The following is a 21891-nucleotide window of genomic DNA, read 5'->3' on the forward strand; positions in this document are numbered from 1 at the left end:
ATCTGGTCATAGGCGCGGAAGTCGCCGAAATACTTCGTGATCGCAGCCGTCAGCGTGGTCTTGCCGTGGTCAACGTGACCGATCGTGCCGATGTTACAGTGCGGCTTCGAGCGGTCGAACTTTTCCTTTGCCATGATGGCCTCCTTTGTCTTTGGCGGTGCGCCTCAAATGCGCACCCTACGGGGGGTAGGGTGCGTGGTCTCCCACGCACCGCTCTTATGCGTATTTCGCCTGGATCTCGTCCGAGATGTTCTGCGGAACCGGGTCGTAATGGTCGAACTGCATCGTGAACTGCGCGCGGCCCGAGGACATCGAGCGCAGCGTGTTGATGTAGCCGAACATGTTGGCCAGCGGCACCATCGCGTTAATCGCGATCGCGTTGCCGCGCGGCTCCTGGCCCGTGACCTGCCCGCGACGGGAGGTCAGATCGCCGATCACGTTGCCGGTGTATTCTTCCGGCGAGATCACCTCGACCTTCATCATCGGCTCGAGCAGCTGAGCGCCGGCCTTGCGAAGACCTTCACGCATCGCCATCCGGCTCGCGATTTCGAAGGCGAGGACCGAGGAGTCCACGTCGTGATACTTACCGTCCACGAGCGCTACCTTGAAGTCGATGACCGGGAAGCCGGCGAGCGGACCGGAATCCATGACCGACTTGATGCCCTTCTCGACGCCAGGAATGTATTCCTTGGGCACCGAGCCGCCGACGATGCGAGACTCGAACGAGTAGCCTTCGCCGGGTTCGGTCGGGCTGATCTCGAGCTTGACTTCCGCGAACTGACCCGAACCACCCGACTGCTTCTTGTGGGTGTAGGTATGCTCGATCTGCTGGCGGATGGTCTCACGATAGGCCACCTGCGGCGCGCCGATATTCGCCTCGACCTTGAACTCCCGCTTGAGGCGGTCGACCAGGATGTCGAGGTGAAGTTCGCCCATACCCTTCATGATGGTCTGGCCCGATTCGAGATCGGTTTCGACCTTGAAGGACGGATCCTCGGCAGCCAGACGCTGAAGGCCGGCAGACATCTTCTCCTGGTCGGCCTTCGTCTTGGGCTCGACCGCGATCTCGATGACCGGATCCGGGAAGGTCATGGTTTCAAGCACGACCTGCTTGTTCGAGTCGCAGAGCGTGTCACCCGTGGTGGTGTCCTTCAGACCCGCCAGCGCGATGATGTCGCCGGAACCGGCCCATTCGATCTCCTCGCGGGAGTTCGAATGCATCATCATCATCCGGCCGATACGCTCTTTCTTGCCCTTGGTCGAGTTCATCACCGTGCCACCCTTTTCCAGGAGGCCGGAATAGATGCGGCAGAAGGTAAGCGAGCCGACGAAGGGGTCGTTCATGATCTTGAACGCGAGGCCAGCGAACGGCTGGTCGTCACCGGGCTTGCGCTCGATGTTGCGCGTCTCGGTCTCGTCGTCCGGCGAGAAGCCCATGTACGGCGGCACGTCGAGCGGACCCGGCAGATAGTCGATCACGGCGTTCAGAAGGGGCTGGACGCCCTTGTTCTTGAACGCGGAGCCCGCGAGGACCGGAACGAAGGAGAGCGACAGCGTGCCCTTGCGGATCAGCGAGCGCAGGGTCGGCAGATCGGGCTCTTCGCCTTCGAGATACGCTTCCATCGCCGCGTCGTCCATTTCGACAGCGTGCTCGATCATTTCCGCGCGCATCTCTTCAGCGCGCTCCTTGAGCTCGTCACGGACGTCCTGAACGACCCAGCTCGCGCCGAGATCTTCGCCCTTCCAGACCCATTCCTTCATGGTCACGAGGTCGACGATGCCTTCGAGCTTGTCTTCCGCGCCGATGGGCATCTGGATCGGAACCGGCTGCGCGCCGGTACGGTCCTTGATCATCTTGACGCAGTTCCAGAAATCCGCGCCGATCTTGTCCATCTTGTTGACGAAGACGATGCGCGGAACCTTGTAGCGGTCGGCCTGGCGCCAGACGGTCTCGGTCTGGGGCTCGACACCGGCGTTCGCGTCGAGAACGCAGATCGCACCGTCGAGAACGGCGAGCGAACGCTCGACCTCGATGGTGAAGTCCACGTGTCCGGGAGTGTCGATGATGTTGAAGCGGAACTTGGCTTCCTGCGGCGTGTCGCCGTAGATGCCGGTCGGGTTCTCGCCATCCTCGGTGCGGAACCAGAACGTGGTGGTCGCAGCGGAGGTTATCGTGATGCCACGCTCCTGCTCCTGCTCCATCCAGTCCATGGTCGCGGCGCCGTCATGGACTTCGCCGATCTTGTGCGACTTGCCGGTGTAGAACAGAACGCGCTCGGTGCAGGTGGTCTTGCCTGCATCGATATGCGCCATGATCCCGAAATTCCGGTAGCGGTCGAGGGAGTATTCACGTGCCATTGGAGTGCCTCAGGCTAGAGAAGTATTACCAGCGGTAATGGCTGAACGCCTTGTTGGCGTCGGCCATCTTGTGGGTGTCTTCGCGCTTCTTCACCGCGGAGCCACGCGACTGAACGGCGTCCATGAGCTCGCCTGCGAGGCGCTCTTCCATGGTGTTCTCGTTGCGGGCGCGCGATGCGGTGATGAGCCAGCGGATCGCCAGCGCTTCACGGCGCTCGGGGCGAACCTCGACGGGGACCTGGTAGGTCGCACCGCCGACGCGGCGCGAGCGGACCTCGACCGACGGCTTGATGTTGTCGAGCGCCTCGTGGAAGACCTCGACGGGCGCGCGCTTGATCTTGGTCTCGACGCGGTCGAGCGCGTTGTAGACGATACGCTCGGCGGTGGATTTCTTGCCGTCCACCATGAGGTTGTTCATGAACTTGGTCAGAACACGATCGCCATACTTGGCGTCGGGCAGGATCTCGCGCTTCTCGGCAGAGTGACGACGGGACATGTTTTCCTAATCCTCTTACTTGGGACGCTTCGCGCCGTATTTCGAACGACGCTGCTTGCGGTCCTTGACGCCCTGGGTGTCGAGAACGCCGCGCAGAATGTGGTAACGTACGCCGGGAAGGTCTTTCACACGGCCGCCGCGGATGAGCACGACCGAGTGCTCCTGCAGGTTATGGCTCTCACCCGGAATGTAGCTGATCACCTCGTAACCGTTGGTCAGACGCACCTTCGCCACCTTCCGCATAGCCGAGTTCGGCTTCTTCGGCGTGGTGGTGTAGACGCGCGTGCATACGCCGCGTTTCTGCGGGCATCCCTCGAGGTGCTGCGACTTCGAGCGCTTGACTTTGGGCTGCCGCGGCTTGCGGATCAGCTGTTGGATCGTTGGCATTCCGGTTTCCCCGTTTAGCTCACATCAGGTGCGGCAGGCCGCGGCCCGACGCTATGGGTTCGTCAAATTCGGTGTCCCGCGCCCTCGCGCAAACACCATCGGTTTCGTCCGCGGGCGCCCCGGCGCGCCATCTTGGGCGCTGCCGTCTCCGGTCTGGTCTCTCGCATCGGACCATGCCGACGCAAAAAGCCGCATGCGTTCCCCGGTTCAGGGAACGACGCGGGAGATACCAGAGGATCGGGGCGCGTGGCCCGGATCATGACCGCTTCAGTTCGTATGTCGGACCGAACGGAAAACGCTTCCGGCTCGGTCAAGATGCGCGGCGTATATGGGGAGTCTCTGGGCTTGTCAACAGCCCTGCACACCCGTGTTCGGCAGGGTTTCTCCGGCGCATTTGCGCTTGTTCCGAAAGGCCCCTGCGGGCACCACTTCACGCGCAGCTCTCTGACAGGATCGCCCCCGATGCAAGTGATTGGCCTCTGCCGGTTCTCCTACCCCGCCGAGGGCGGTTTCCAAATCGAACACGACAGTATCGAAGAACGCACCGCCTTTCTTTACGCAGCCGAACGGCTCGAGGAGCGGCTGGCGCTGTTCGAGGCGATCTGCCTGCCGGGCCTCAAGGCGCAGACCGATCCCGATTTCACCTTCGTCATCCTTGTCGGCGACAGTCTTCCTGCACAGACGCTCTCGCGGCTTCTGGAACTGACCGCCGATATGCCGCAAGCGCGCATCGTCGCAGAGCCGCCTGCGCCACACCGCAAGGTCTGCCAGAAGGTTCTGAACGAGGCGCGGCTCGACCCGGACGAGCCTTGCCTGCAATTCCGGCATGACGACGACGACGCGGTGGCGGTGGACTTCGTGGCCTGTCTGCGCGCGGCGGCGGCCGATTGCGCGCCGCTTCTCGGGAAGCATCGGCTCGTGGGCTTCGACTGGGGGTCGGGATGGCTGATCCGCGCCGATGCAAACGGGCTTTCGGGCGAGCCAGTGTCGCATCCCTATTGGGGCGTGGCGCAGGCGATGGCGGTGAAAGGCGGCGTCCGGCAAAGCGTCATGAATTTCGGTCACCAGAAGATCAACCAGCACATGCCGACCGTCACCTTCAACGATCCACCCATGTTCCTCCGGGGACATAACGGCTTTAACGATTCGCGTCAGAAGCGGCATGTGAAGCCGCATCCCCTGCCCCGGCTGGATGCCGCCGGCGAAGCGGAGATCCAAGCGCGATTCGCCGTCGACGCGAACCACGTCAGGGCCGTGTTTGCCTCTTAGCGCGGCACCCCGCGCCGCGGCCGCTTTGCCCCGAGCCGCCGCTCGCGGCGGAGCGTGAACACCCCCGCCCCGACGACAAGCGCCGCCCCCGCGAAGGTCAGAGGCTCCGGCCACTCGCCAAAGACCAGAAGCCCGAGCGCCAGCGCCCAGAGAAGGCCGGTGAAACGGAACGGCGCGACGGCGGAGATATCGCCGACCCGCATCACCGCGACGGACAGGAAGTATCCCGCGCTGACAAAGATCGCAGAACCGAGAACCAGCCCGCCCGTGCCCACCGACAGCGGCTGCCAGCCCTGGACCAGAGTCAGCCCCGACGCGAAGAGCGTCACGGCGACCGCGGCGGAGAGCGTGACCAGCAGCGACGGCACGCCCGCCGACATCCGCCGCGTCGTCAGATCGCGCACCGTCACGAAAAGGACGGCGATCAGCACATAGACCGAGGCGGCGGTGAAATCCTCGGTTCCGGGGCGCACGATCAGCAGCATCCCGCAGAAGCCAACCCCGATCGCGGCCCATCGCCGCCAGCCGACCTCCTCACCGAAAAAGAGCGCCGCGCCCAGCGTCACGGTCAGCGGCAGCGTCTGCAGGATCGCGGTGACATTGGCGATGGGCAGCGCCAGAAGCGCGGTCAGGAAGAAATAGGCCGCGCCAACCTCCGCGAGCGACCGCAGCGCGATCAGCACCGCGTCCCGCCGCGGCACGGCCCTCAGCGCACCCAGCATCCGCGCCAGCACGACAAGCGCGCAAATCGAGATCGCGCCGCGCAGGAGCAGGATCTGCCCGAGCGGCAGCGCCGCCCCCGCCGCCTTCACGAAGGCGTCGTTGATGGTGAAGGCGGCCATCGAGGCCATCATCAGCCCCGCGCCCTTCGCGTTGTCCGCACTCGGTGTCATGCGGCAAGCGGTAGCACCACCGCGCGCGCTCCGCCAGATATGGTCCGGCTTGCCCTGCCGAGCCCTAGATGGTCTAATCCACACTCAACCCAACCACAGAATCCGGGACGAGCAGCTTATGGCCGAAGACCTTCTCGCGGGCCAAGTGCCCTCAGATTACGACGCCTCCTCGATCGAGGTGCTCGAAGGGCTCGAACCCGTCCGAAAACGCCCCGGCATGTATATCGGCGGCACCGACGAGCGCGCGCTGCACCACATGGTGGCCGAGGTCCTCGACAACTCGATGGACGAGGCGGTCGCGGGCCATGCCAACCGCATCGAGGTGGAGATCCTGCAAGACGGCTCCTGCCTCGTGCGCGACAACGGGCGCGGCATTCCGATCGATCCGCACCCCAAGTTCCCGGAGAAGTCCGCGCTCGAGGTGATCCTCTGCACTCTGCACGCGGGCGGCAAGTTCTCGGGCAAAGCCTACGAGACCTCGGGCGGCCTGCACGGCGTCGGGGCCTCGGTGGTCAACGCCCTGTCGGATTCGATGGTCGTCGAAGTCGCCCGCAACCGCGAGCTCTACGTGCAGCGCTTCTCGCGCGGCAAGCCGCTTGGCCCGGTGGAAAAGGCGGGCCAGGCGCCGAACCGGCGCGGCACGACCGTGACCTTCCATGCGGACCCCGAGATCTTCGGCACGCACAAGCTCAAGCCATCGCGGCTCTTCAAGATGGTGCGCTCGAAGGCCTATCTCTTCTCGGGCGTGGAGATCCGCTGGAAATCGGCCATCGACGATGGCGAGACCCCGACCGAGGCCACCTTCCACTTCCCCGGAGGTCTATCGGATTACCTGACTGAGACCCTGGGCGGCGCGGCCACCTATGCCAGCCAGCCCTTCTCGGGCACGGTCGAGTTCCGCGAACGCTTCGACCGGCCCGGCAAGGTGGAATGGGCGATCAACTGGACGCCCTCTCGCGACGGCTTCCTGCAGAGCTACTGCAACACGGTGCCGACCCCCGAAGGCGGCACGCACGAGGCCGGGTTCTGGGCCGCCATCCTCAAGGGCATCCGGGCCTATGGCGATCTCGCGGGCAACAAGAAGGCGCAGAATATCACCCGCGACGATCTCGTCACCGGCGGCTGCGCGCTGGTCTCCTGCTTCATCCGCGAGCCGGAATTCGTCGGCCAGACGAAGGACCGGCTGGCCACGACCGAAGCCGCCAAGCTGGTCGAAGGCGCGGTGCGCGACCGGTTCGACAACTGGCTGGCCTCGGACACAAAGTCCGCGGGCGCAATCCTTGATTTCCTCGTCCTGCGCGCCGAAGAGCGGATGCGCCGCCGCAAGGAGAAAGAGACGCAGCGCAAATCGGCAACCAAGCGCCTGCGCCTGCCCGGCAAGCTGACCGATTGCACCTCGAAGACGCGCGAGGGCACGGAGCTTTTCATCGTCGAGGGCGATTCCGCAGGCGGCTCGGCCAAGGGCGCGCGGTTCCGCGAGTTCCAGGCGCTGCTCCCCTTGCGCGGCAAGGTTCTGAACGTGCTCGGCGCGGCGTCCTCGAAGCTCGGCCAGAATGCCGAGATCAACGATCTCTGCGAAGCGCTCGGCGTCGGGCTCGGCACGCGGTTCAATCTCGACGATCTGCGCTACGACAAGATCATCATCATGTGCGATGCGGACGTCGACGGCGCGCACATCGCCTCGCTCCTGATGACGTTCTTCTTCAGCCAGATGCGGCCGCTCATCGATAACGGCCATCTCTACCTGGCATGCCCACCGCTCTACCGGCTCACGCAAGGGCCGAAGCGGCTCTATGTCGCCGACGAAGCCGAAAAAGAGCTCTGGATGGAGAAAGGGCTCGGCGGGAAAGGCAAGATCGACGTGCAACGTTTCAAGGGTCTCGGCGAAATGGACGCCAAGGACCTGAAAGAGACGACGATGGACCCCGCGACGCGCAAGCTCATCCGCGTGACCATCGACGAGGACGAGCCCGGCGAGACCGGCGACCTCGTGGAACGCCTCATGGGCAAGAAGCCGGAGCTGCGGTTCCAGTATATCCAGGAGAATGCGCGGTTCGTGGAGGAGCTGGATGTGTGAGGTCGGTTATCTGCCGGGTCGATCCGCTCATCCACAATCCAGCGAAATGCCGGGCGCGCCTGCCCGAGGGATGGCGCTCCATAGCTGGAACGTGGGCGCTTTATAGCTGCCACATTCGCGCGCATGTTGATCGCAAGCGCCAGACCCGACAAAGCGCCAACCCACCGCGGCGGGCAGGCGCTGGAGCGCGGCGGCTGCGGAGCAACCTTGATTCCGCGCTCCGGGTCATCTGGTTCTATTGAATGCCCAAGCAGTTACCCACCGAAACGTGAGCCGCCCTCTGCCGCGCCGTTGCTAAGCTCGCCCCATGCGACGCTTTCTTCTTGCCCTCACATTCCTTGCCTCACCGGCATTCGCGCAGGACACCGACCTCGAACTGGTGCTCCTCGCCGATGCCTCGGGCTCCATCGACGCCTCCGAGATCGCCTTCCAGCGCGAAGGCTATGCGGCGGCGATCACCGACCCCGAGGTGCTCGCGGCAATCCGGAACACCGCCTATGGCTCCATCGCGGTGACTTACGTCGAATGGGCCGCGAACACGGCGGTCGTCGCGCCCTGGACGCGGATCGCGGGGCTTGAGCAAGCCGAAGTCTTCGCCGCAGAGCTTCTGTCGAAACCCCGGCAAGCCTATGGACGCAACGCGATCGGCTCGGCGCTCCTCGACGGGCTCGAGCTGATGGAGACCAACGATATCGATGGCTGGCGGCGCGTGATCGACTTCTCGGGCGACAGCGTGAACAACTACTCCGGCCCCTCCATCGCCGAGGCCCGCGCCCGCGTTCTGGCCGAAGGCGTTACCATCAACGCCCTGCCGATCCTGCGCCAGAACGATCCGGGCCGCGCGCATGGCGGGCTTGAGGCTGCTTACGAGACGCAGATCATCGGCGGGATGGGATCGTTCGTCGTTACCGCCGAAAGCCGCGAAAGCTTCGCCGAGGCGGTCAAGCGCAAGCTCATCCTGGAGATCTCGGGCACGCATGCACTTCCCCGCGAGGCCAGACGCTGAGGGCTTGTCGCGGGGCGCGCTTTGAGCTTCCTTGCGTGCCATGCGCCTTCTGATCGTCGCTCTTCTTCTCCTGGCCGCCTGCGGCCGCCCGCTGACGGAGCGCGAGGCGTTCGTTGCCGATGCACTGACGGGCGGCACTGTCGATCCGCGCCCGGTGCGCTTCAACGACGGGCATCCCTTCGCGGCCTACAGCTACACAAGGCCAATCCGCCCGCGCCTCACCTGCCAGGACCGCCTGTTTCCACCCTCGAAAGGCGAACGGGTTGAGGTCTCGGCCGGCGCGATCGCGCTTTTCAACCGGGTGATGTGGCGCGAGGACATTTTCCGTGACGATTTCTTCGCCGAGATGCCCGAGGTGATCGACCTCTATTCGGCCATGCTCTTTGCTCACGAGATGACGCATGTCTGGCAATGGCAACAGCGCGAGCGCACGGGCTACCATCCGTTTCGCGCCGCCGCCGAACATCAGCGGAGCGACGATCCATACCTCTTCGATCCCGATGCGACCGGCGACTTCTTTGCCTATGGCTACGAGCAGCAGGGCTCCTTGGTCGAAGAATATGTCTGCTGCCTGGTGCTCGATCCCGAGGCACCGCGCACGGACCGGCTGCGACAGACGATTTCGGGCGCCATGGACATTTCGGGCCTCGAACGTGTGCTCGAGGCCCGGAACGTCCGCATCCCCTGGGCGGGAGCGGAGACGGAAAACATCTGCCGCTGACGCGCGATCAGAGGCCCGCGACGAACTTGTCGAACTCGCGCTCGGCTTCTTCGCGGGTCTTGCCGTATTTCTTCTGGATCTGGCCGATCATCTGTTCACGATCGCCCTTGGTCTGCTGAACCTCGTCCTCGTTCAGCTCGCCCCAATGCTGGCGCACCTGGCCGACGAGTTCAGTCCAATGGCCTTTGAGTTGGTCGAAATTCATGGCGTGTCCTTTCGCAATTGTACTACGAATATCCAACGCATCGCCCCGCAGGCCATGTTCCGAAATTCATGCGCCGCGCGCGCATCTTCGCCGATCAATCGTCGAGGCTGCCATGCACGGCGAAGGCTTCGATTTTGGCATCCGGTGCTTCGATGGCGCGATACGCCTCGCGCACGCCCGCGTCGGTCAACTCGCGAGAGACGCTCAGGATCGTATTCGGGTCGAAATCGTCGCACATCGCCTGCATCTCCGCGATCTCGGCTTCTGCCACTTCGCGCGCCGCATCCTGCGAGGGTGCGCCATAGACCTCCACGAAATGCGTCGCCAGCGTCTCGACAAGGCGCACCCGCTCCGCCGCCTCGATCCGGGTAACGGCAACGAAGGTCACGCGCCCGAAGGTCTCGAGCCCGAGCCAGCCGTTCGAGAAGGCCTGCCGCGCCTTGCCCTCGAGATCGCCCTCGCCCCAGTTGGAGAACTCGAACCCGCCCGAGATGCACCATTCCCCGGTGCGGGCCGGGCTGTGGAACACCCGTGTATCGCTTTCGTCGAAATGGATCGCGCGTGCGAGGTTCATTCTCTTTCCTCCATCAGCATCACCAGCGGCAGGCCCTCCGTCCGGCCTTCAACCTTCAAGAGCGCGCCGAGGCGTTCATCGAGACCGATCAGGTGTCCCGTCTGCCCGGCGATCTCGGTCTCTTCGCCGAGCTGCCACAGAAGCGCTGCGTAGTCACGGTGAAGCGCGGCCAAGCCGTCCGTTTCCCAGTCGTGCAGCCAGTGCAGAAGATGCCGGGTCCAGCTTTCCAGAAGCGGCAGCGGCGCAAGATCGCCGCAGCCTTCGGCGTGAAGCGCGGTCTCTCCCGGCCGCTCGCCGCCCTCGTCCGCCCGCGGCTTGAAACGCAGCGACAGGCCGAGAACCAACCAGTCCGGCACTGTCTCGACGGGGCCCGGCGCGGCGGCAAGCTTGAGCTGGCCCGCCCGTGCTCCGTTTACCAGGACCGGACCGTCCCATGCCAGATGCAGCGCGACTTCCGGCGGCGCGACCGAGCCGAGCGCGTTCTGCAGCGCGACACCGCCGAGCGGAAGCATCACCGCGGCCTCTCCGCGCGGCACGTCCGGGGCGAAGACGATGGCCACATCGAGGTCAGGCGAGACCGGATCGTACAGGACCAGCCCGGCCTCTGCCCCGTCCATCGCCGCGCGGATCGCCGCCGCGTAAGGCGTCTCCCCGGCCACCGCCGAGGCTTCGAGAAGCGGCGGCAGGTCGGGTCCGGCGCTCATGCCAGGTTGTTCTCCACGAGCCGCCGTGCCATCGCCCGGAAGGCCTCCGCCTCGGCGCTGTCGGGCTTGGAGACGACAACCGGAGCGCCCCCGTCCGAGGCCGTGCGAATGTCGAGGTGCAGCGGGATTTCCGCCAGGAGCGGCGCACCCAGCTTCTCGGCTTCCTTGGCGACACCGCCATGACCGAAGATGTGCTCCTCGTGACCGCAATTCGAGCAGACATGCGTCGACATGTTCTCGATCATTCCGTAAAGCGGCACCTTCAGCTGCGTGAACATGTCGATCCCCTTGCGCGCATCGAGAAGCGCGACGTCCTGGGGGGTCGAGACGATGATCGCGCCGTCCACCTGGAATTTCTGGCTGAGCGTCATCTGCACGTCACCCGTGCCGGGCGGCAGGTCGACGATCAGCACGTCGAGCGCGCCCCATTGCACCTGGTTCATCATCTGTTGCAGCGCGCCCATAAGCATCGGCCCGCGCCAGACCACGGCCTGACCCTCGTTCATCATCAGCCCGATGGACATCATCGTGACGCCGTAATTCCTCAGCGGCAGGATGGTCTTGCCGTCCGGGCTCGCCGGCCGGCCCGACACGCCGAGCATGCGTGGCTGCGAGGGCCCGTAAACGTCGGCATCGAGCAGCCCCACCCGGCGGCCTTCCGCGGCCAGCGCGCAGGCGAGATTCGCCGAGACGGTTGACTTGCCGACCCCGCCCTTGCCGCTCGCGATCGCGACGATCCGGTCGATCCCGGGTACTTTCTGCGGGCCTTTCGGTTCGGGCTTGGACGCCCCCTTGAGATCGGGCGGCGGTTTCGGGGCGGAATGGGCGGTCATCACCACCGAGACGGTCTCCGCTCCGTCCAGCGCCTTGACCGCAGCTTCGGCGGCGTCGCGCGCGGGCTTGAACGCCTCGCCCTTGTCTCCCGGCACCTCGATGACGAAACGCACGGACGTGCCTTCGACATTCAATGCCTTGATCCGCCCTTGCGAGACGAGATCACCGCCTGCCGGGTCTTCGATATCTTTCAGCGCGGCCAGAACCGCGTCACGTGTCAAAGCCACTTGCGAGCCTATCCCTTGATGGTGCCGGTCACGACATGTTCGAGGTCGAGCCCCTCGACGGTGAGAACGACCTTGGCCTCGAAACTCTGGCCCTCGATCCCGCCTTTCTCGGCGACGGCATCCTCGATCGCCTTCTGCGAGGTGACGCCCACCTGCTTGAGAAACTTCCGCATCGACATGTTCAGGTCTTCGTTCATGGCCGGGGCCTCCTCCGTTTCAGAGCGTTGACCTCTGTAGGACAGGCCCTCTGGCCTTGCAAGCCAAGCGCGCGAGGAGGGTATGCCGATGAACCGGGTCAACCTGCTTCTGGCGATATGGGCTGTCGCGGCGGCGTCGCAAGCCTCGGCCAAGACCGACATGCGCTTTAAACCGACGGTGCCCGAGGCGCGCATACCGACCGGTCTCATGGAGCGTCTGCTGCCACGATGCTTTCGCAGCGTCCCCACACGCATCACGCGCGTCGCCGCCAGTCCCGCAGCGTAGGACACGCAAGATGAGCCCAAGCTGTTCTTGGGGCCGTGCGGCCGCGCCCCGAGCGAGCTGCGCTGAGCGCGCTCCTTCCTTTGGGTTGGCGAAAATACCGCGGAGAGCACGAGAGGCAGCGCCTCTCGTCCGGTCCGCGCGGGCTCGATGCCCGTGCGGCCCGGCGCTCAGGGGCCCGTCTGCTCGAGCCGTCCGCCTTGGCGCACCATGACCACGCGCTCTGCCCGGCCCGTCCTGTCATCGGTCTCCACGTAGACGCCCGAAAGCGTCGCCTCGCCGAGCGCGGGCTGGAAACGGCCCTTCGACATGCCGGTCACGAAGCGGCGGAGCGGTTCTGCCTTCTCCATCCCGATGACCGAATCGTAGTCGCCGCACATGCCCGCATCGGTCAGATAGGCCGTCCCGCCGGGCAGGATCTGCGCGTCGGCCGTCGGCACATGGGTGTGCGTGCCGACAACGAGGCTCGCCTTGCCGTCACAGAAATGGCCCATCGCCATCTTTTCCGACGTCGCCTCGCAATGCACGTCCACGATGACCGCCTGTGCCTGCCCGCCCATCGGATGCGCCTTCAGGACGCGCTCCATGTGGCTGAACGGGTCGTCGAAGGGCCGCTTCATGAAGACCTGCCCCAGAACCTGCGCCACCAGCACCTTGCGCCCGCGCCGATCCTCGAAGAGCCGGAAGCCCCGCCCCGGCGCGACCTTGGCGAAATTCACCGGCCGGACGATCCGGCTTTCAGCCTCGGCGAATTGCAGCATTTCCTTCTGATCGAAGGCATGATCGCCGAGCGTGACGCAATCGGCCCCGGCCTCGAACAGCAGCTTGGCGTGATCGGCGGTCAGCCCCGCCCCGTTCGAGGCGTTCTCGCCGTTGACGACGACGAAATCGAGCTTCCAGGCCTCGCGCAGGCCGGGCAGACGTTCGGTCACGGCGGCGCGGCCGGCGCGGCCCATGACATCTCCGAGGAACAGGCATCTCATGGCCCCTGACTAAGCCTCCGGGGCGCGATTGCCCAGAGGCAAAGCGGCCCTTGCGGCGCGCCCCGTGGCAGTTACCTTGTGGAGCGCAATCCGCGCCCTCTTGCCTTTCCCGCGCCCACGAAGGACAAACCGCCCATGTCCAGAAGCTCCGACAACCCGGCAGATCCGTTCAAGAAGGCGCTCGCCGAGGCGACCAAGGTAATGGCGCACGATCCCGAATTGTCGGTGAGCTACAGCGTCGATCCTTCGGGCGTCTCGGGCGACCAGATGCGCTTGCCGCAGGTCTCGCGCCGGATGAGTCGGGACGAGGTGATGCTGGCACGCGGCACCGCGGACGCGCTCGCGCTGCATCGCCGCTATCACGACGCGGGCACGCATGCGCGCTACGCGCCGCAGGGCGACATGGCCCGCGAGATCTACGAGGCAATGGAGAGCGCGCGCTGCGAGGCGATGGGCGCGCGTGACATGCCGGGCACGGCGGTCAATATTGACGCCAAGCTCGGTCATGAGGCCGGGCGCAAGGGCTATGCGGAGGTGAAGGATGCCTCCGACGTGCCGCTGCCGCAGGCGCTCAATTACCTTGTCCGGCATCTGGCCACGGGCCGCGACCTTCCGCCCGCCGCACAGAATGTGATGGAGCTCTGGCGCAACCATATCGAGGACAAGGCGGGCGAGACGCTCGAAGGCCTGGCCGAACGCCTGTCCGATCAGTCCGATTTCTCTCGCTTCACCCGCCGGATGATCACCGATCTGGGCTATGGCGACCAGCTTGGCGACGATCCCGACGATCTCGACGACGAGTCCGAGAACGAGGCCGACGAGGGCGGCGAGGATCTCGACGAAGAGCAGCAGGAAGGCGATCAGGACGACGGCGAGGAAGACGCCGAGGCCGCGCCCGAGCAGAGCCAGGAGCAAACGCAGGACGCAAGCCAGGCGCAGGTCTCGATGGAAGACAGCGCCGACCAGGATCAGGCCGACGAGGTCGAGATGCCGGAGGGCGAGGCCCCGATGGAGCCGCCCCCGCCGCAACCTGTCTCGGACGCCGATCCTAATTACCGCGTCTACACCTCTGCCCATGACGAGGAGATCCGTGCCGAGGATCTGGCCGAACCTGCCGAGCTCGAGCGGCTGCGCGCCTATCTCGACCAGCAGCTCGACCCGCTGAAGGGCGCGGTCTCGCGGCTGGCCAACAAGCTGCAGCGCCGCCTGCAGGCGCAGCAGAACCGATCCTGGGAGTTCGACCGCGAGGAGGGCATCCTCGATGCGGGGCGTCTCGCGCGCGTCGTCGCCAACCCCACGACGCCGCTCTCGTTCAAGGTCGAGAAAGACATGGAGTTCCGCGACACGGTCGTGACGCTTCTTCTGGACAATTCCGGCTCGATGCGCGGGCGGCCGATCTCCATTGCGGCGATCTGCGCCGATGTCCTGGCCCGCACGCTCGAACGCTGCGACGTGAAGGTCGAGATACTGGGCTTCACGACGCGCGCCTGGAAGGGCGGGCAGAGCCGCGAGGACTGGCTGAATTCGGGCCGCGAGCAGCAGCCCGGTCGCCTCAATGATCTGCGTCACATCATCTACAAGGGTGCAGACGCGCCCTGGCGGCGGGCGCGCGCCAACCTTGGCCTCATGATGAAAGAGGGTCTTCTGAAAGAGAATATCGACGGCGAGGCGCTCGAATGGGCGCATCGGCGGCTCGCGGGCCGGCCCGAGGCGCGGCGCATCCTGATGGTCATCTCGGATGGCGCGCCGGTCGACGACTCGACCCTGTCGGTGAACCCCGCGAACTATCTCGAGAAGCACCTGCGCGACGTGATCGCGATGGTCGAGCGCAAGCGGCAGGTGGAGCTTCTGGCCATCGGCATCGGCCATGACGTCACCCGTTACTATGACCGCGCCATCACGATCACCGATGTGGAGCAGCTCGCCGGCGCGATGACCGAACAGCTCGCCTCGCTTTTCGACAGCGATCCCAGGGCGCGGGCCCGCGTCATGGGCATGCGCCGCGCCTCCTGACCCCGAAAGGAAAGCCATGACGATCCAGACCGGCTTTCAGAGCTTCGACGACAGTACGCGCCCCGAGCAAGGGCCGCCGCGGCTTGATGCGCTGCGGGCCGAGATGCGGCGTGACGGGCTCGACGCCTTCCTCGTGCCACGCGCTGATGCCTACCAGGGCGAATACGTCTCCGAGCGCGACGCGCGGCTCGCCTGGCTGACCGGGTTCACCGGCTCGGCGGGTCACGCGGTCGTGCTGGAAGACAAGGCGGGTGTCTTCGTCGATGGCCGCTACCGCGTTCAGGTCCGCGCTCAGATTGCCGATGTCTTCACGCCGGTGGACTGGCCCGAAACCTCGCTTGCGGACTGGATTGCCGCCAACGCACCAAAAGGCGCGAAGATCGGGATAGACCCCTGGCTCGTGACGATCGACCAGGCACGCGGCCTATCCGAAAAGCTGCCCGAGTCCGAGCTTGTCCGCACCGACAACCTCATCGACCGGATCTGGGACAACCAGCCCGATCCGCCGCTCGGGCCGATCATCGCGCAGCCCGTGGAGCTTGCCGGCGAGGCCGCAGCCGACAAGATCACCCGGCTTGCCAAGACCCTCGCCCCGGCGCGGGCCGCGATCCTCACGCAGCCCGACAGCATCGCCTGGCTTCTCAATATCCGCGGCAGCGACATTCCCCGCAATCCCGTGCCGCACGCCTTCGCGATCCTTCACGACGACGCGCGGGTGACGCTCTTCGTCGATCCGTTAAAGCTCAAGGATCTCGATACGAAGCTTGCTGCCGACATCGCGACGCCCGAGGAGTTCCTCCCTGCCCTTGCGGCGCTCGATGGCCCGGTCATGCTTGACCCGGCGACCTGTCCTCTGGCCGTGGCCGACGCTCTGGAAGCTGCCGAAGTCGCAGTAAAGGAAAACGCCGATCCTTGCCTGCTGCCCAAGGCGCGCAAGAACGAGACCGAAATCGCCGGTGCGCGCGCCGCGCAACAGCGCGACGGCCTTGCCATGTGCCGCTTTCTCGCCTGGCTCGACGATACCGCGCCGGGCGGGCTGACCGAGATTGATGTCGCGCGCAAGCTCGAAGGCTTCCGCCGAGAGAGCAACGCGCTGCGCGACATCTCCTTCGAGACCATCTCCGGCGCGGGCGCACACGGAGCCATCGTGCATTACCGGGTGACCGAGACGACGAATGCGCCGCTCAAGGATGGCGAGCTGTTTCTCGTAGATTCCGGTGGGCAATATTTCGACGGCACGACCGACATCACCCGCACGATTGCGATCGGTTCGCCCGGCGAGGAAGAGCGGCAGAACTTCACCCGCGTCCTCAAGGGCCTCATCGCGGTGTCGCTCTTGCGCTGGCCCTCGGGTCTTGCCGGCCGCGATCTTGATCCGTTCGCGCGTCATGCCCTCTGGCAAGCGGGGCTTGATTACGGGCACGGCACGGGCCACGGGATCGGCGCCTATCTCAGCGTCCACGAAGGCCCGCAGAGGCTCGCGAAGACGGGCACGGTGCCGCTCGAGCCGGGCATGATGCTCTCGAACGAGCCGGGCTTCTATCGCGAGGGCGCCTATGGTATCCGTCTGGAAAACCTCGTGGTTGTGCAAGAGGCCGACCGCCTGCCGGGGCAGAGTGTAGAGACGATGCTCTCGTTCGAGACGCTGACCTACGTGCCGATCGACCGCGCCCTCGTCGTGGCGGAGATGCTGACGCACGAGGAACGCGCCTGGCTCGACGCCTATCACGCCACATGCCGCGCTCGTCTTGCCCCGGAACTTGACCCGGAGACAGCGGCCTGGCTCGAAGCGGCGACCGCGCCGATCTGAACGACGCAGCCGCTTGTTACGCGGACTAACTGATACAAAACTGTGATCTTGGTGCGCCACAAGGCGTTGCCAGAGGGAGAAGTGAGATGACCAACGATATCACGATCCGGCCCGCGGAGGGCACCTGGGTGATCCGTGCGGGCGGTGCGGTTCTGGGCGAAAGCTCGAAGGCGCTGGAGCTGACCGAAGAGGGATATCCCTTCGTCATCTACTTCCCTCGCGAGGATATCGGCATGGCGTTCCTCGATCGCAGCGACACCACGACGACCTGCCCCAAGAAAGGCGTCGCAAATTACTACTCGATCATGTCGAAATCGCAGACGTATATCGATGCGGTCTGGACCTACGAGAATCCCAAGGACGAGGTCGCCGAGATCAAGGGCTATCTTGCCTTCCACGTGCAGGACGGCATCGCGGTCGAACAGCTCTGAGCCCGAAGAACTTTTAACTGTGCTCTTCGGCCGCGGTCGCGGCGAGGGCACGGTTATAGGCCTTGAGCGCGTCGACGTGGAACAGCGCGCCTTGCAGGATGGGCGCATCGGTTTCCGCATCGCGTTTGATGACCGGCAGGAAGGCCACGCCGGATTTCTCGAAAAGCGGCATCGCGGTCTCCAGCGTCGAAGCTGCGCTGACGAAGAGCTCCTGTGCGATCATCGTGTGACAGCTTTCCTCGTCCGCCGCGTGCAAGTCGGTCGGCTTTCGCATCACGCCGGTGACGCTGAACATCGCGAGAAGATACGCCTGCGGCCCGGCCGCGAGATGCACGTTCCGCCGCTCGAGCTGGGTCAGGAAGAACGAACGGTCCACCAGCCGCGCCGCCAGCGCGGTGGACAGCGACACGGACACCATCACCGCAAGGCCCGTCTGCCAGTCGCCGGTCAGTTCAAAGACGATGAGTGTCGTGGAGATCGGCGCGCCGAGAACAGCTGCGGTCACCGCCCCCATGCCCGCCAGCGCATAAAGCGTCGAGGCCCCCGACTGGTTCGGAAAGATCCCGGTCGCGATTAGCCCGAAGGCCAGCCCCGTCAGCGCGCCGATCATCAGCGAGGGGGAGAACACGCCCCCGCCCATGCGCCCCGCCATCGTAATCGACAGCGCCACGACCTTGATGATCGCGAACACGATGGCTTCATGCATGAGAAGATTGCCGGTCAGCGCCAGGGACGTGGTCTCGTACCCGACGCCGATGATATGCGGATAGAAGATCGCCAACGCGCCCAGCATGATCCCGGCCACCGCAGGACGCAGGAAATGCGGCAAGCCGAGACGGCGCTGAAGCCCGGTGCCGAGATCGTCCGCCGCGAAGATCGCCCGCATGGTGACGACCGCCACAAGCCCGCAGACCAGACCGAGGATCAGGAAGGCGGGCAGTTCAAGGTAGAATTCCACCGTCGTCGTGCCCGGCAGGCGGAACTCCGTCACATCGCCGAACGCGAGGCGGTTGATGACAGTGCCGGCGGCGCTGGCCACCACGATGGGCGCGAAAGCATGAAGCGCGAAATGCCGCAGAACCACCTCGAGCGCGAAGAGTGCCCCGGCGATCGGCGCGTTGAAGCTCGCGGAGACGGCGGCCGCCACGGCGCATCCCAGAAGATCGCGCCCGGTGATGCCGTCGACCCGCAAGAGGTTCGACACCCAGCTCGCGATCATTGCCGCGATATGCACGACCGGCCCTTCCCGGCCCGACGAGCCGCCCGTCGACAGCGTGATCCAGGAGGACAGCGCCGAGGCGATCCCGGCTTTCTTCTCGAGCCGCCCGTCATTGAGCGCCGCACCCTCGATCACGTCCGCGACGCTGCGAACGCGGCCATCGGGCGTGAAGAAATGCACGATGAGACCGACCGCCGCACCGCCGAGCATCGGGATCGTCAGGATCCAGTACCAAGGCAGCGTCTCGGCAAAGCTCGCCAGCGTATTTGGATCTTCGGTGCCGTAGAGCGTTGTCTGCAGCCATTCAATGGCGAGGCGGAACACGAGCGCGGCGAAGCCGGAGGCTATGCCGATCGCAAGCGCGATGAACCAGAACTGGATCTGTCCCGGCCCACGGTGGCGCAGCATGTCCCAGCCCTTGCCGCATCTTGCGGAGAAGGAGTCAAAACCGCGCCGGATTGAGCTGTCGCCGGGCATCTCCCGCTTGTCCCATGGGAAACTCTGCCGCGTTCATAGGCACTTGGCACGCTGGGGTAAAGCAGGTCGCGCTCAGCCGTGCAGCAATGCCCGTGCCGCGGCCCGCGCCTCGGACGTCACGGTGTCTCCCGCGAGCATGCGGGCGATCTCGTCCTCTCGGGCCTCTGAATCCAGCGGCGTCACGGTGGAGGTTGTCACCTCGCCGTCCACGCGTTTCGCGACCTGCCAGTGATGTGCGCCAAGCGCGGCGACCTGAGGCGAGTGCGTCACGACGAGCACCTGCCCGCCCGCTGCCAGCGCCTTGAGACGGCGGCCCACCGCATCGGCCGTCGCGCCGCCGACGCCACGATCGATCTCGTCGAAGATCATTGTGCGACTGGCATCCTCGCCGGTCAGGCAAACCTTGAGAGCGAGAAGGAAGCGCGACAGCTCGCCGCCCGAGGCGATCTTGTTGAGCGGGCCCGCCGGTGCGCCGGGGTTCGTTGCGACGGTGAACGCCACCGCGTCGCGCCCCTCGGGACCGGGCTCGGCCTCGGTGATCTCCGTGTGGAAGACCGCGCGCTCCATCTTGAGCGGCTGCAATTCTCCGGTGACCGCGGCATCGAGACCGCTAGCGGCCCCTTTGCGCAAGTCAGACAGCGCGAAAGCGGCGGTATCGTAACCCGCCTCGGCGTGTCTCAACGCGGCGCGCAAGGCTTCGACATCGTCTGCGCCCCGGTCGAGCCGCGCGAGCCTGTCCCCCAAGGTCTCGGCAAGCTCGGGAAGCTGGTCCGGTCCGACCTGATGTTTGCGGGCGAGCGCGCGGATCGCGAATAGTCGCTCCTCCGTGGCTTCGAGCTCGTGGGCGTCAAAATTCAATCCGTCGAGACACGCCTCCACGCCGGACACCGCTTCGCCCAGCTCGACCATCGCGCGTTCGAGCGCCGAGATCGGAGCGTCCACGCCGCCTTCCGCGCGATCCGACGCGCCTTCGAGCCAACGCAAGGCGTCGCTCATCGCGCCTTCCGCTCCCTCGCTCAGCGCTTGGTGCGCGCGCGAGATGTCCTCGCGGATCTTCTCGGCCGATTGCATCCGGCGCCGCGCGGTATCGAGCGCCTCTTCCTCGCCAGCCTCTGGCGCGAGCTTGGACAGCTCGTCGACGGCGTGGCGCAGGAAGTCTTCCTCAGCGCGCACTTCGGCGAGTTCCGCTTCGGCTTGCTCAAGCGCCTTGGCTGCCTGCCCTCTTGCCCGCCAGGCTTTGCGGACAGCTTCGAGCGCGTCGCCAGCCCCGGCATATTGATCGAGAAGCTGCCGGTGCCCGCGCGGGTTCAAGAGACCCCGGTCATCGTGCTGGCCGTGAAGTTCGAGCAAAGTATCCGAGAGTTGTCGCAGCACCTCGCCCGAACAGCGGCGATCATTGACCCACGCGGTCTTGCGTCCATCCTTGGTGTTGACGCGCCGAAGGATGAGCATGTCCTCGGACGGAAGCCCCGCCTCCTCTAGGACGGCCCTTGCGGCGTGGTCGGCGCCAAGTTCGAACTCCGCCACGACCTCGCCCTGCTCTGCACCGGCGCGCACCAATTCAGCCCGGCCACGCCACCCCAGAACAAAGCCAAGCGCATCGAGAAGGATGGATTTCCCGGCTCCGGTCTCCCCGGTCAGCACGTTCAGACCCGGCTGGAAGGCGAGCTCCAGCCGGTCGATGATGAGCATGTCCCTGATTTCGAGCGCGCGCAGCATGGATACGCTTATCGGCTAGCCTTGCTGCTCTTACAACCACTCGCCCTTGACAGTCTGGCGATAGATCTGCGCGAGCCAGCTGTCGCCGCGCGCCCGCATCTCGAGGCCCTGCCCCGTCAGGAGCGCGAAGCTGTCCTCGTACCATTCGGTCGAGCGGTAGTTGTAGCCGAGGATCGCGCCCGCGGTCTGCGCCTCGTTGGTCAGGCCGAGCGACAGATACGCCTCGACGAGCCGGTGCAGCGCCTCGGGCGTGTGGGTCGTGGTCTGGAAGTCTTCGACCACCACGCGGAAACGGTTGACCGCCGCGGCGTAGTGCTGCCGCTTGAGGTAATAGCGCCCGATTTCCATTTCCTTGCCGGCGAGGTGATCGAAGGCCAGATCGAATTTCAGGATCGACGAGCGGGCATATTCGCTCTCGGGGTAGCGCTCGATCACGGTCCGCAGGGATTGCAGCGCCTGGAATGTCAGCCCCTGGTCGCGGCCCACTTCCTCGATCTGGTCGTAATAGCTGAGCGCCAGAAGGTACTGCGCGTAAGCCGCGTCATCATCGAGCGGATAGAAGTCGATATAGCGCTGCGCCGCCGAGCGGCTGTTCTCGTAATCGCGATCCTGGTGGAAGGCGAAGGCCTGCATGATCAGCGCGCGCTTGGCGAAATCCGAATAGGGATAGAGCCGCTCGACTTCCGCGAAATACGTTGCCGCGTCATCGGGTCGGTTGCGATCAAGCTCAAACTCGCCACGTTCGAAAATCTGCTCGGCCGTGAAGTTCTCAAGCGGCTGCCCTCCGGGCCCGAGACCATCCGCGGCACCACCGCCGCCGATGTTCAGGTTTCCAAGAGCTCCGCATCCGGCCAATGTCAATGCAAGACAGCCTGCTGCCACTGCCGATTTCATGGAAGCGCCCGTTGCCATGCCCGATGTCCCTCGCACCTCGATCTGGGCCGTCCCGCCCGGTTCAGAGATGGTCCTAGCACAGAAAATTCCGGTGCAAAACGCCTTACGCGCATT

22 protein-coding genes are annotated in these 21891 nt (G+C 65.3%); 8 read left to right on the forward strand and 14 right to left on the reverse strand.

Annotation, left to right across the window (positions count from 1 at the left end; genetic code table 11):
- The 4 genes from BM171_RS06945 to rpsL all read right to left on the reverse strand — a co-directional run.
- Positions 1-134, reverse strand: a 134-nt coding sequence (locus tag BM171_RS06945) for a GTP-binding protein (protein ID WP_245760162.1), incomplete at its 3' end; no start/stop codon positions are given.
- A gap of 82 nt (positions 135-216) precedes the next feature.
- Positions 217-2358 (reverse strand): elongation factor G, encoded by a 2142-nt coding sequence (fusA, locus tag BM171_RS06950; protein ID WP_093010126.1) that lies wholly within the window; start codon positions 2356-2358, stop codon positions 217-219.
- Between the two features lie 25 nt (positions 2359-2383).
- Positions 2384-2854: a 30S ribosomal protein S7 gene (gene rpsG / locus BM171_RS06955; RefSeq protein WP_093010127.1), complete on the reverse strand. Its 471-nt coding sequence runs from the start codon at positions 2852-2854 to the stop codon at positions 2384-2386.
- Between the two features lie 15 nt (positions 2855-2869).
- Positions 2870-3241 carry a 30S ribosomal protein S12 gene (gene rpsL / locus BM171_RS06960; protein WP_074257494.1) on the reverse strand — a complete coding sequence of 124 codons (372 nt, stop codon included), beginning with the start codon at positions 3239-3241 and terminating at the stop codon, positions 2870-2872.
- A gap of 462 nt (positions 3242-3703) precedes the next feature.
- On the opposite strand from rpsL, the gene BM171_RS06965 reads away from it, so the two are divergent.
- Positions 3704-4510 (forward strand): glycosyltransferase, encoded by an 807-nt coding sequence (locus BM171_RS06965; RefSeq protein ID WP_093010128.1) that lies wholly within the window; start codon positions 3704-3706, stop codon positions 4508-4510.
- Here the strand turns inward: BM171_RS06965 and BM171_RS06970 are convergent.
- Positions 4507-5403: a DMT family transporter gene (locus BM171_RS06970; protein ID WP_093010129.1), complete on the reverse strand. Its 897-nt coding sequence runs from the start codon at positions 5401-5403 to the stop codon at positions 4507-4509. The genes BM171_RS06965 and BM171_RS06970 overlap by 4 nt on opposite strands.
- A gap of 118 nt (positions 5404-5521) precedes the next feature.
- Here BM171_RS06970 and parE point away from each other — a divergent pair, with 118 nt between their 5' ends.
- The 3 genes from parE (at position 5522) to BM171_RS06985 (ending at position 9207) form a co-directional block, all read left to right on the forward strand.
- On the forward strand, positions 5522-7480 hold the full coding sequence (gene parE, locus BM171_RS06975; RefSeq protein WP_093010130.1) for a DNA topoisomerase IV subunit B: 1959 nt from the start codon (positions 5522-5524) through the stop codon (positions 7478-7480).
- A 307-nt stretch (positions 7481-7787) separates the two neighbouring features.
- Positions 7788-8486 (forward strand): DUF1194 domain-containing protein, encoded by a 699-nt coding sequence (locus tag BM171_RS06980; RefSeq protein WP_093010131.1) that lies wholly within the window; start codon positions 7788-7790, stop codon positions 8484-8486.
- Positions 8487-8526: 40 nt separating this feature from the next.
- On the forward strand, positions 8527-9207 hold the full coding sequence (locus BM171_RS06985; RefSeq protein ID WP_093010132.1) for a hypothetical protein: 681 nt from the start codon (positions 8527-8529) through the stop codon (positions 9205-9207).
- 7 nt (positions 9208-9214) lie between these two features.
- Here BM171_RS06985 and BM171_RS06990 read toward each other — a convergent pair whose 3' ends face one another.
- The 5 genes from BM171_RS06990 to BM171_RS07010 form a co-directional block, all read right to left on the reverse strand.
- Complete coding sequence (locus tag BM171_RS06990; protein WP_093010133.1) at positions 9215-9412, reverse strand: CsbD family protein; 198 nt, start codon at positions 9410-9412, stop codon at positions 9215-9217.
- Positions 9413-9506: 94 nt separating this feature from the next.
- Positions 9507-9986, reverse strand: a complete 480-nt coding sequence (locus tag BM171_RS06995) for a DUF6505 family protein (RefSeq protein ID WP_093010134.1) — start codon at positions 9984-9986, stop codon at positions 9507-9509.
- Positions 9983-10690: a biotin/lipoate--protein ligase family protein gene (locus BM171_RS07000; protein ID WP_093010135.1), complete on the reverse strand. Its 708-nt coding sequence runs from the start codon at positions 10688-10690 to the stop codon at positions 9983-9985. The genes BM171_RS06995 and BM171_RS07000 overlap by 4 nt, the downstream gene beginning before the upstream one ends.
- Positions 10687-11751 (reverse strand): Mrp/NBP35 family ATP-binding protein, encoded by a 1065-nt coding sequence (locus BM171_RS07005; protein ID WP_093010136.1) that lies wholly within the window; start codon positions 11749-11751, stop codon positions 10687-10689. Before BM171_RS07005 ends, BM171_RS07000 begins: the two co-directional genes overlap by 4 nt.
- Positions 11752-11759: 8 nt before the next feature.
- Positions 11760-11948, reverse strand: a complete 189-nt coding sequence (locus BM171_RS07010; protein WP_093010137.1) for a DUF6494 family protein — start codon at positions 11946-11948, stop codon at positions 11760-11762.
- Positions 11949-12036: 88 nt separating this feature from the next.
- On the opposite strand from BM171_RS07010, the gene BM171_RS07015 reads away from it, so the two are divergent.
- Positions 12037-12234 (forward strand): hypothetical protein, encoded by a 198-nt coding sequence (locus tag BM171_RS07015; protein ID WP_139218678.1) that lies wholly within the window; start codon positions 12037-12039, stop codon positions 12232-12234.
- A 167-nt stretch (positions 12235-12401) separates the two neighbouring features.
- On the opposite strand, the gene BM171_RS07020 is transcribed toward BM171_RS07015, so the two are convergent.
- Positions 12402-13214, reverse strand: a complete 813-nt coding sequence (locus tag BM171_RS07020; protein ID WP_093010139.1) for a TIGR00282 family metallophosphoesterase — start codon at positions 13212-13214, stop codon at positions 12402-12404.
- Between the two features lie 135 nt (positions 13215-13349).
- On the opposite strand from BM171_RS07020, the gene cobT reads away from it, so the two are divergent.
- The 3 genes from cobT (at position 13350) to BM171_RS07035 (ending at position 17468) form a co-directional block, all read left to right on the forward strand.
- Positions 13350-15227 (forward strand): cobaltochelatase subunit CobT, encoded by a 1878-nt coding sequence (gene cobT, locus BM171_RS07025; protein ID WP_093010140.1) that lies wholly within the window; start codon positions 13350-13352, stop codon positions 15225-15227.
- A 16-nt stretch (positions 15228-15243) separates the two neighbouring features.
- Positions 15244-17037 (forward strand): aminopeptidase P family protein, encoded by a 1794-nt coding sequence (locus BM171_RS07030; protein WP_093010141.1) that lies wholly within the window; start codon positions 15244-15246, stop codon positions 17035-17037.
- Positions 17038-17123: 86 nt separating this feature from the next.
- Entirely contained in the window at positions 17124-17468 is a 345-nt protein-coding gene (locus tag BM171_RS07035) for a DUF427 domain-containing protein (protein WP_093010142.1), read from the forward strand.
- Between the two features lie 13 nt (positions 17469-17481).
- Here BM171_RS07035 and BM171_RS07040 read toward each other — a convergent pair whose 3' ends face one another.
- The 3 genes from BM171_RS07040 to BM171_RS07050 all read right to left on the reverse strand — a co-directional run bounded on the left by BM171_RS07040 (position 17482) and on the right by BM171_RS07050 (position 21795).
- Complete coding sequence (locus tag BM171_RS07040; protein WP_175497509.1) at positions 17482-19095, reverse strand: chloride channel protein; 1614 nt, start codon at positions 19093-19095, stop codon at positions 17482-17484.
- 141 nt (positions 19096-19236) lie between these two features.
- Entirely contained in the window at positions 19237-20883 is a 1647-nt protein-coding gene (gene recN / locus BM171_RS07045) for a DNA repair protein RecN (protein WP_093010144.1), read from the reverse strand.
- Between the two features lie 30 nt (positions 20884-20913).
- The gene (locus tag BM171_RS07050; protein ID WP_245760202.1) at positions 20914-21795 is read right to left on the reverse strand and encodes an outer membrane protein assembly factor BamD; all 882 of its coding nucleotides are present in this window, start codon (positions 21793-21795) and stop codon (positions 20914-20916) included.
- Positions 21796-21891 lie beyond the last annotated feature (96 nt).

Origin of the sequence: Roseivivax halotolerans (genome assembly GCF_900115815.1) — a bacterium.
In the GTDB taxonomy this organism is placed as follows: Bacteria; Pseudomonadota; Alphaproteobacteria; order Rhodobacterales; family Rhodobacteraceae; genus Roseivivax; species Roseivivax halotolerans.

Coding starts and splice junctions, on each gene's coding strand:
- fusA (WP_093010126.1), bottom strand. CDS start 2,358: ATGGCACGTGAATACTCCCTCGACCGCTACCGGAATTTCGGGATCATG.
- rpsG (WP_093010127.1), bottom strand. CDS start 2,854: ATGTCCCGTCGTCACTCTGCCGAGAAGCGCGAGATCCTGCCCGACGCC.
- rpsL (WP_074257494.1), bottom strand. CDS start 3,241: ATGCCAACGATCCAACAGCTGATCCGCAAGCCGCGGCAGCCCAAAGTC.
- BM171_RS06965 (WP_093010128.1), top strand. CDS start 3,704: ATGCAAGTGATTGGCCTCTGCCGGTTCTCCTACCCCGCCGAGGGCGGT.
- BM171_RS06970 (WP_093010129.1), bottom strand. CDS start 5,403: ATGACACCGAGTGCGGACAACGCGAAGGGCGCGGGGCTGATGATGGCC.
- parE (WP_093010130.1), top strand. CDS start 5,522: ATGGCCGAAGACCTTCTCGCGGGCCAAGTGCCCTCAGATTACGACGCC.
- BM171_RS06980 (WP_093010131.1), top strand. CDS start 7,788: ATGCGACGCTTTCTTCTTGCCCTCACATTCCTTGCCTCACCGGCATTC.
- BM171_RS06985 (WP_093010132.1), top strand. CDS start 8,527: ATGCGCCTTCTGATCGTCGCTCTTCTTCTCCTGGCCGCCTGCGGCCGC.
- BM171_RS06990 (WP_093010133.1), bottom strand. CDS start 9,412: ATGAATTTCGACCAACTCAAAGGCCATTGGACTGAACTCGTCGGCCAG.
- BM171_RS06995 (WP_093010134.1), bottom strand. CDS start 9,986: ATGAACCTCGCACGCGCGATCCATTTCGACGAAAGCGATACACGGGTG.
- BM171_RS07000 (WP_093010135.1), bottom strand. CDS start 10,690: ATGAGCGCCGGACCCGACCTGCCGCCGCTTCTCGAAGCCTCGGCGGTG.
- BM171_RS07010 (WP_093010137.1), bottom strand. CDS start 11,948: ATGAACGAAGACCTGAACATGTCGATGCGGAAGTTTCTCAAGCAGGTG.
- BM171_RS07015 (WP_139218678.1), top strand. CDS start 12,037: ATGAACCGGGTCAACCTGCTTCTGGCGATATGGGCTGTCGCGGCGGCG.
- BM171_RS07020 (WP_093010139.1), bottom strand. CDS start 13,214: ATGAGATGCCTGTTCCTCGGAGATGTCATGGGCCGCGCCGGCCGCGCC.
- cobT (WP_093010140.1), top strand. CDS start 13,350: ATGTCCAGAAGCTCCGACAACCCGGCAGATCCGTTCAAGAAGGCGCTC.
- BM171_RS07030 (WP_093010141.1), top strand. CDS start 15,244: ATGACGATCCAGACCGGCTTTCAGAGCTTCGACGACAGTACGCGCCCC.
- BM171_RS07035 (WP_093010142.1), top strand. CDS start 17,124: ATGACCAACGATATCACGATCCGGCCCGCGGAGGGCACCTGGGTGATC.
- BM171_RS07040 (WP_175497509.1), bottom strand. CDS start 19,095: ATGCTGCGCCACCGTGGGCCGGGACAGATCCAGTTCTGGTTCATCGCG.
- recN (WP_093010144.1), bottom strand. CDS start 20,883: ATGCTGCGCGCGCTCGAAATCAGGGACATGCTCATCATCGACCGGCTG.
- BM171_RS07050 (WP_245760202.1), bottom strand. CDS start 21,795: ATGGCAACGGGCGCTTCCATGAAATCGGCAGTGGCAGCAGGCTGTCTT.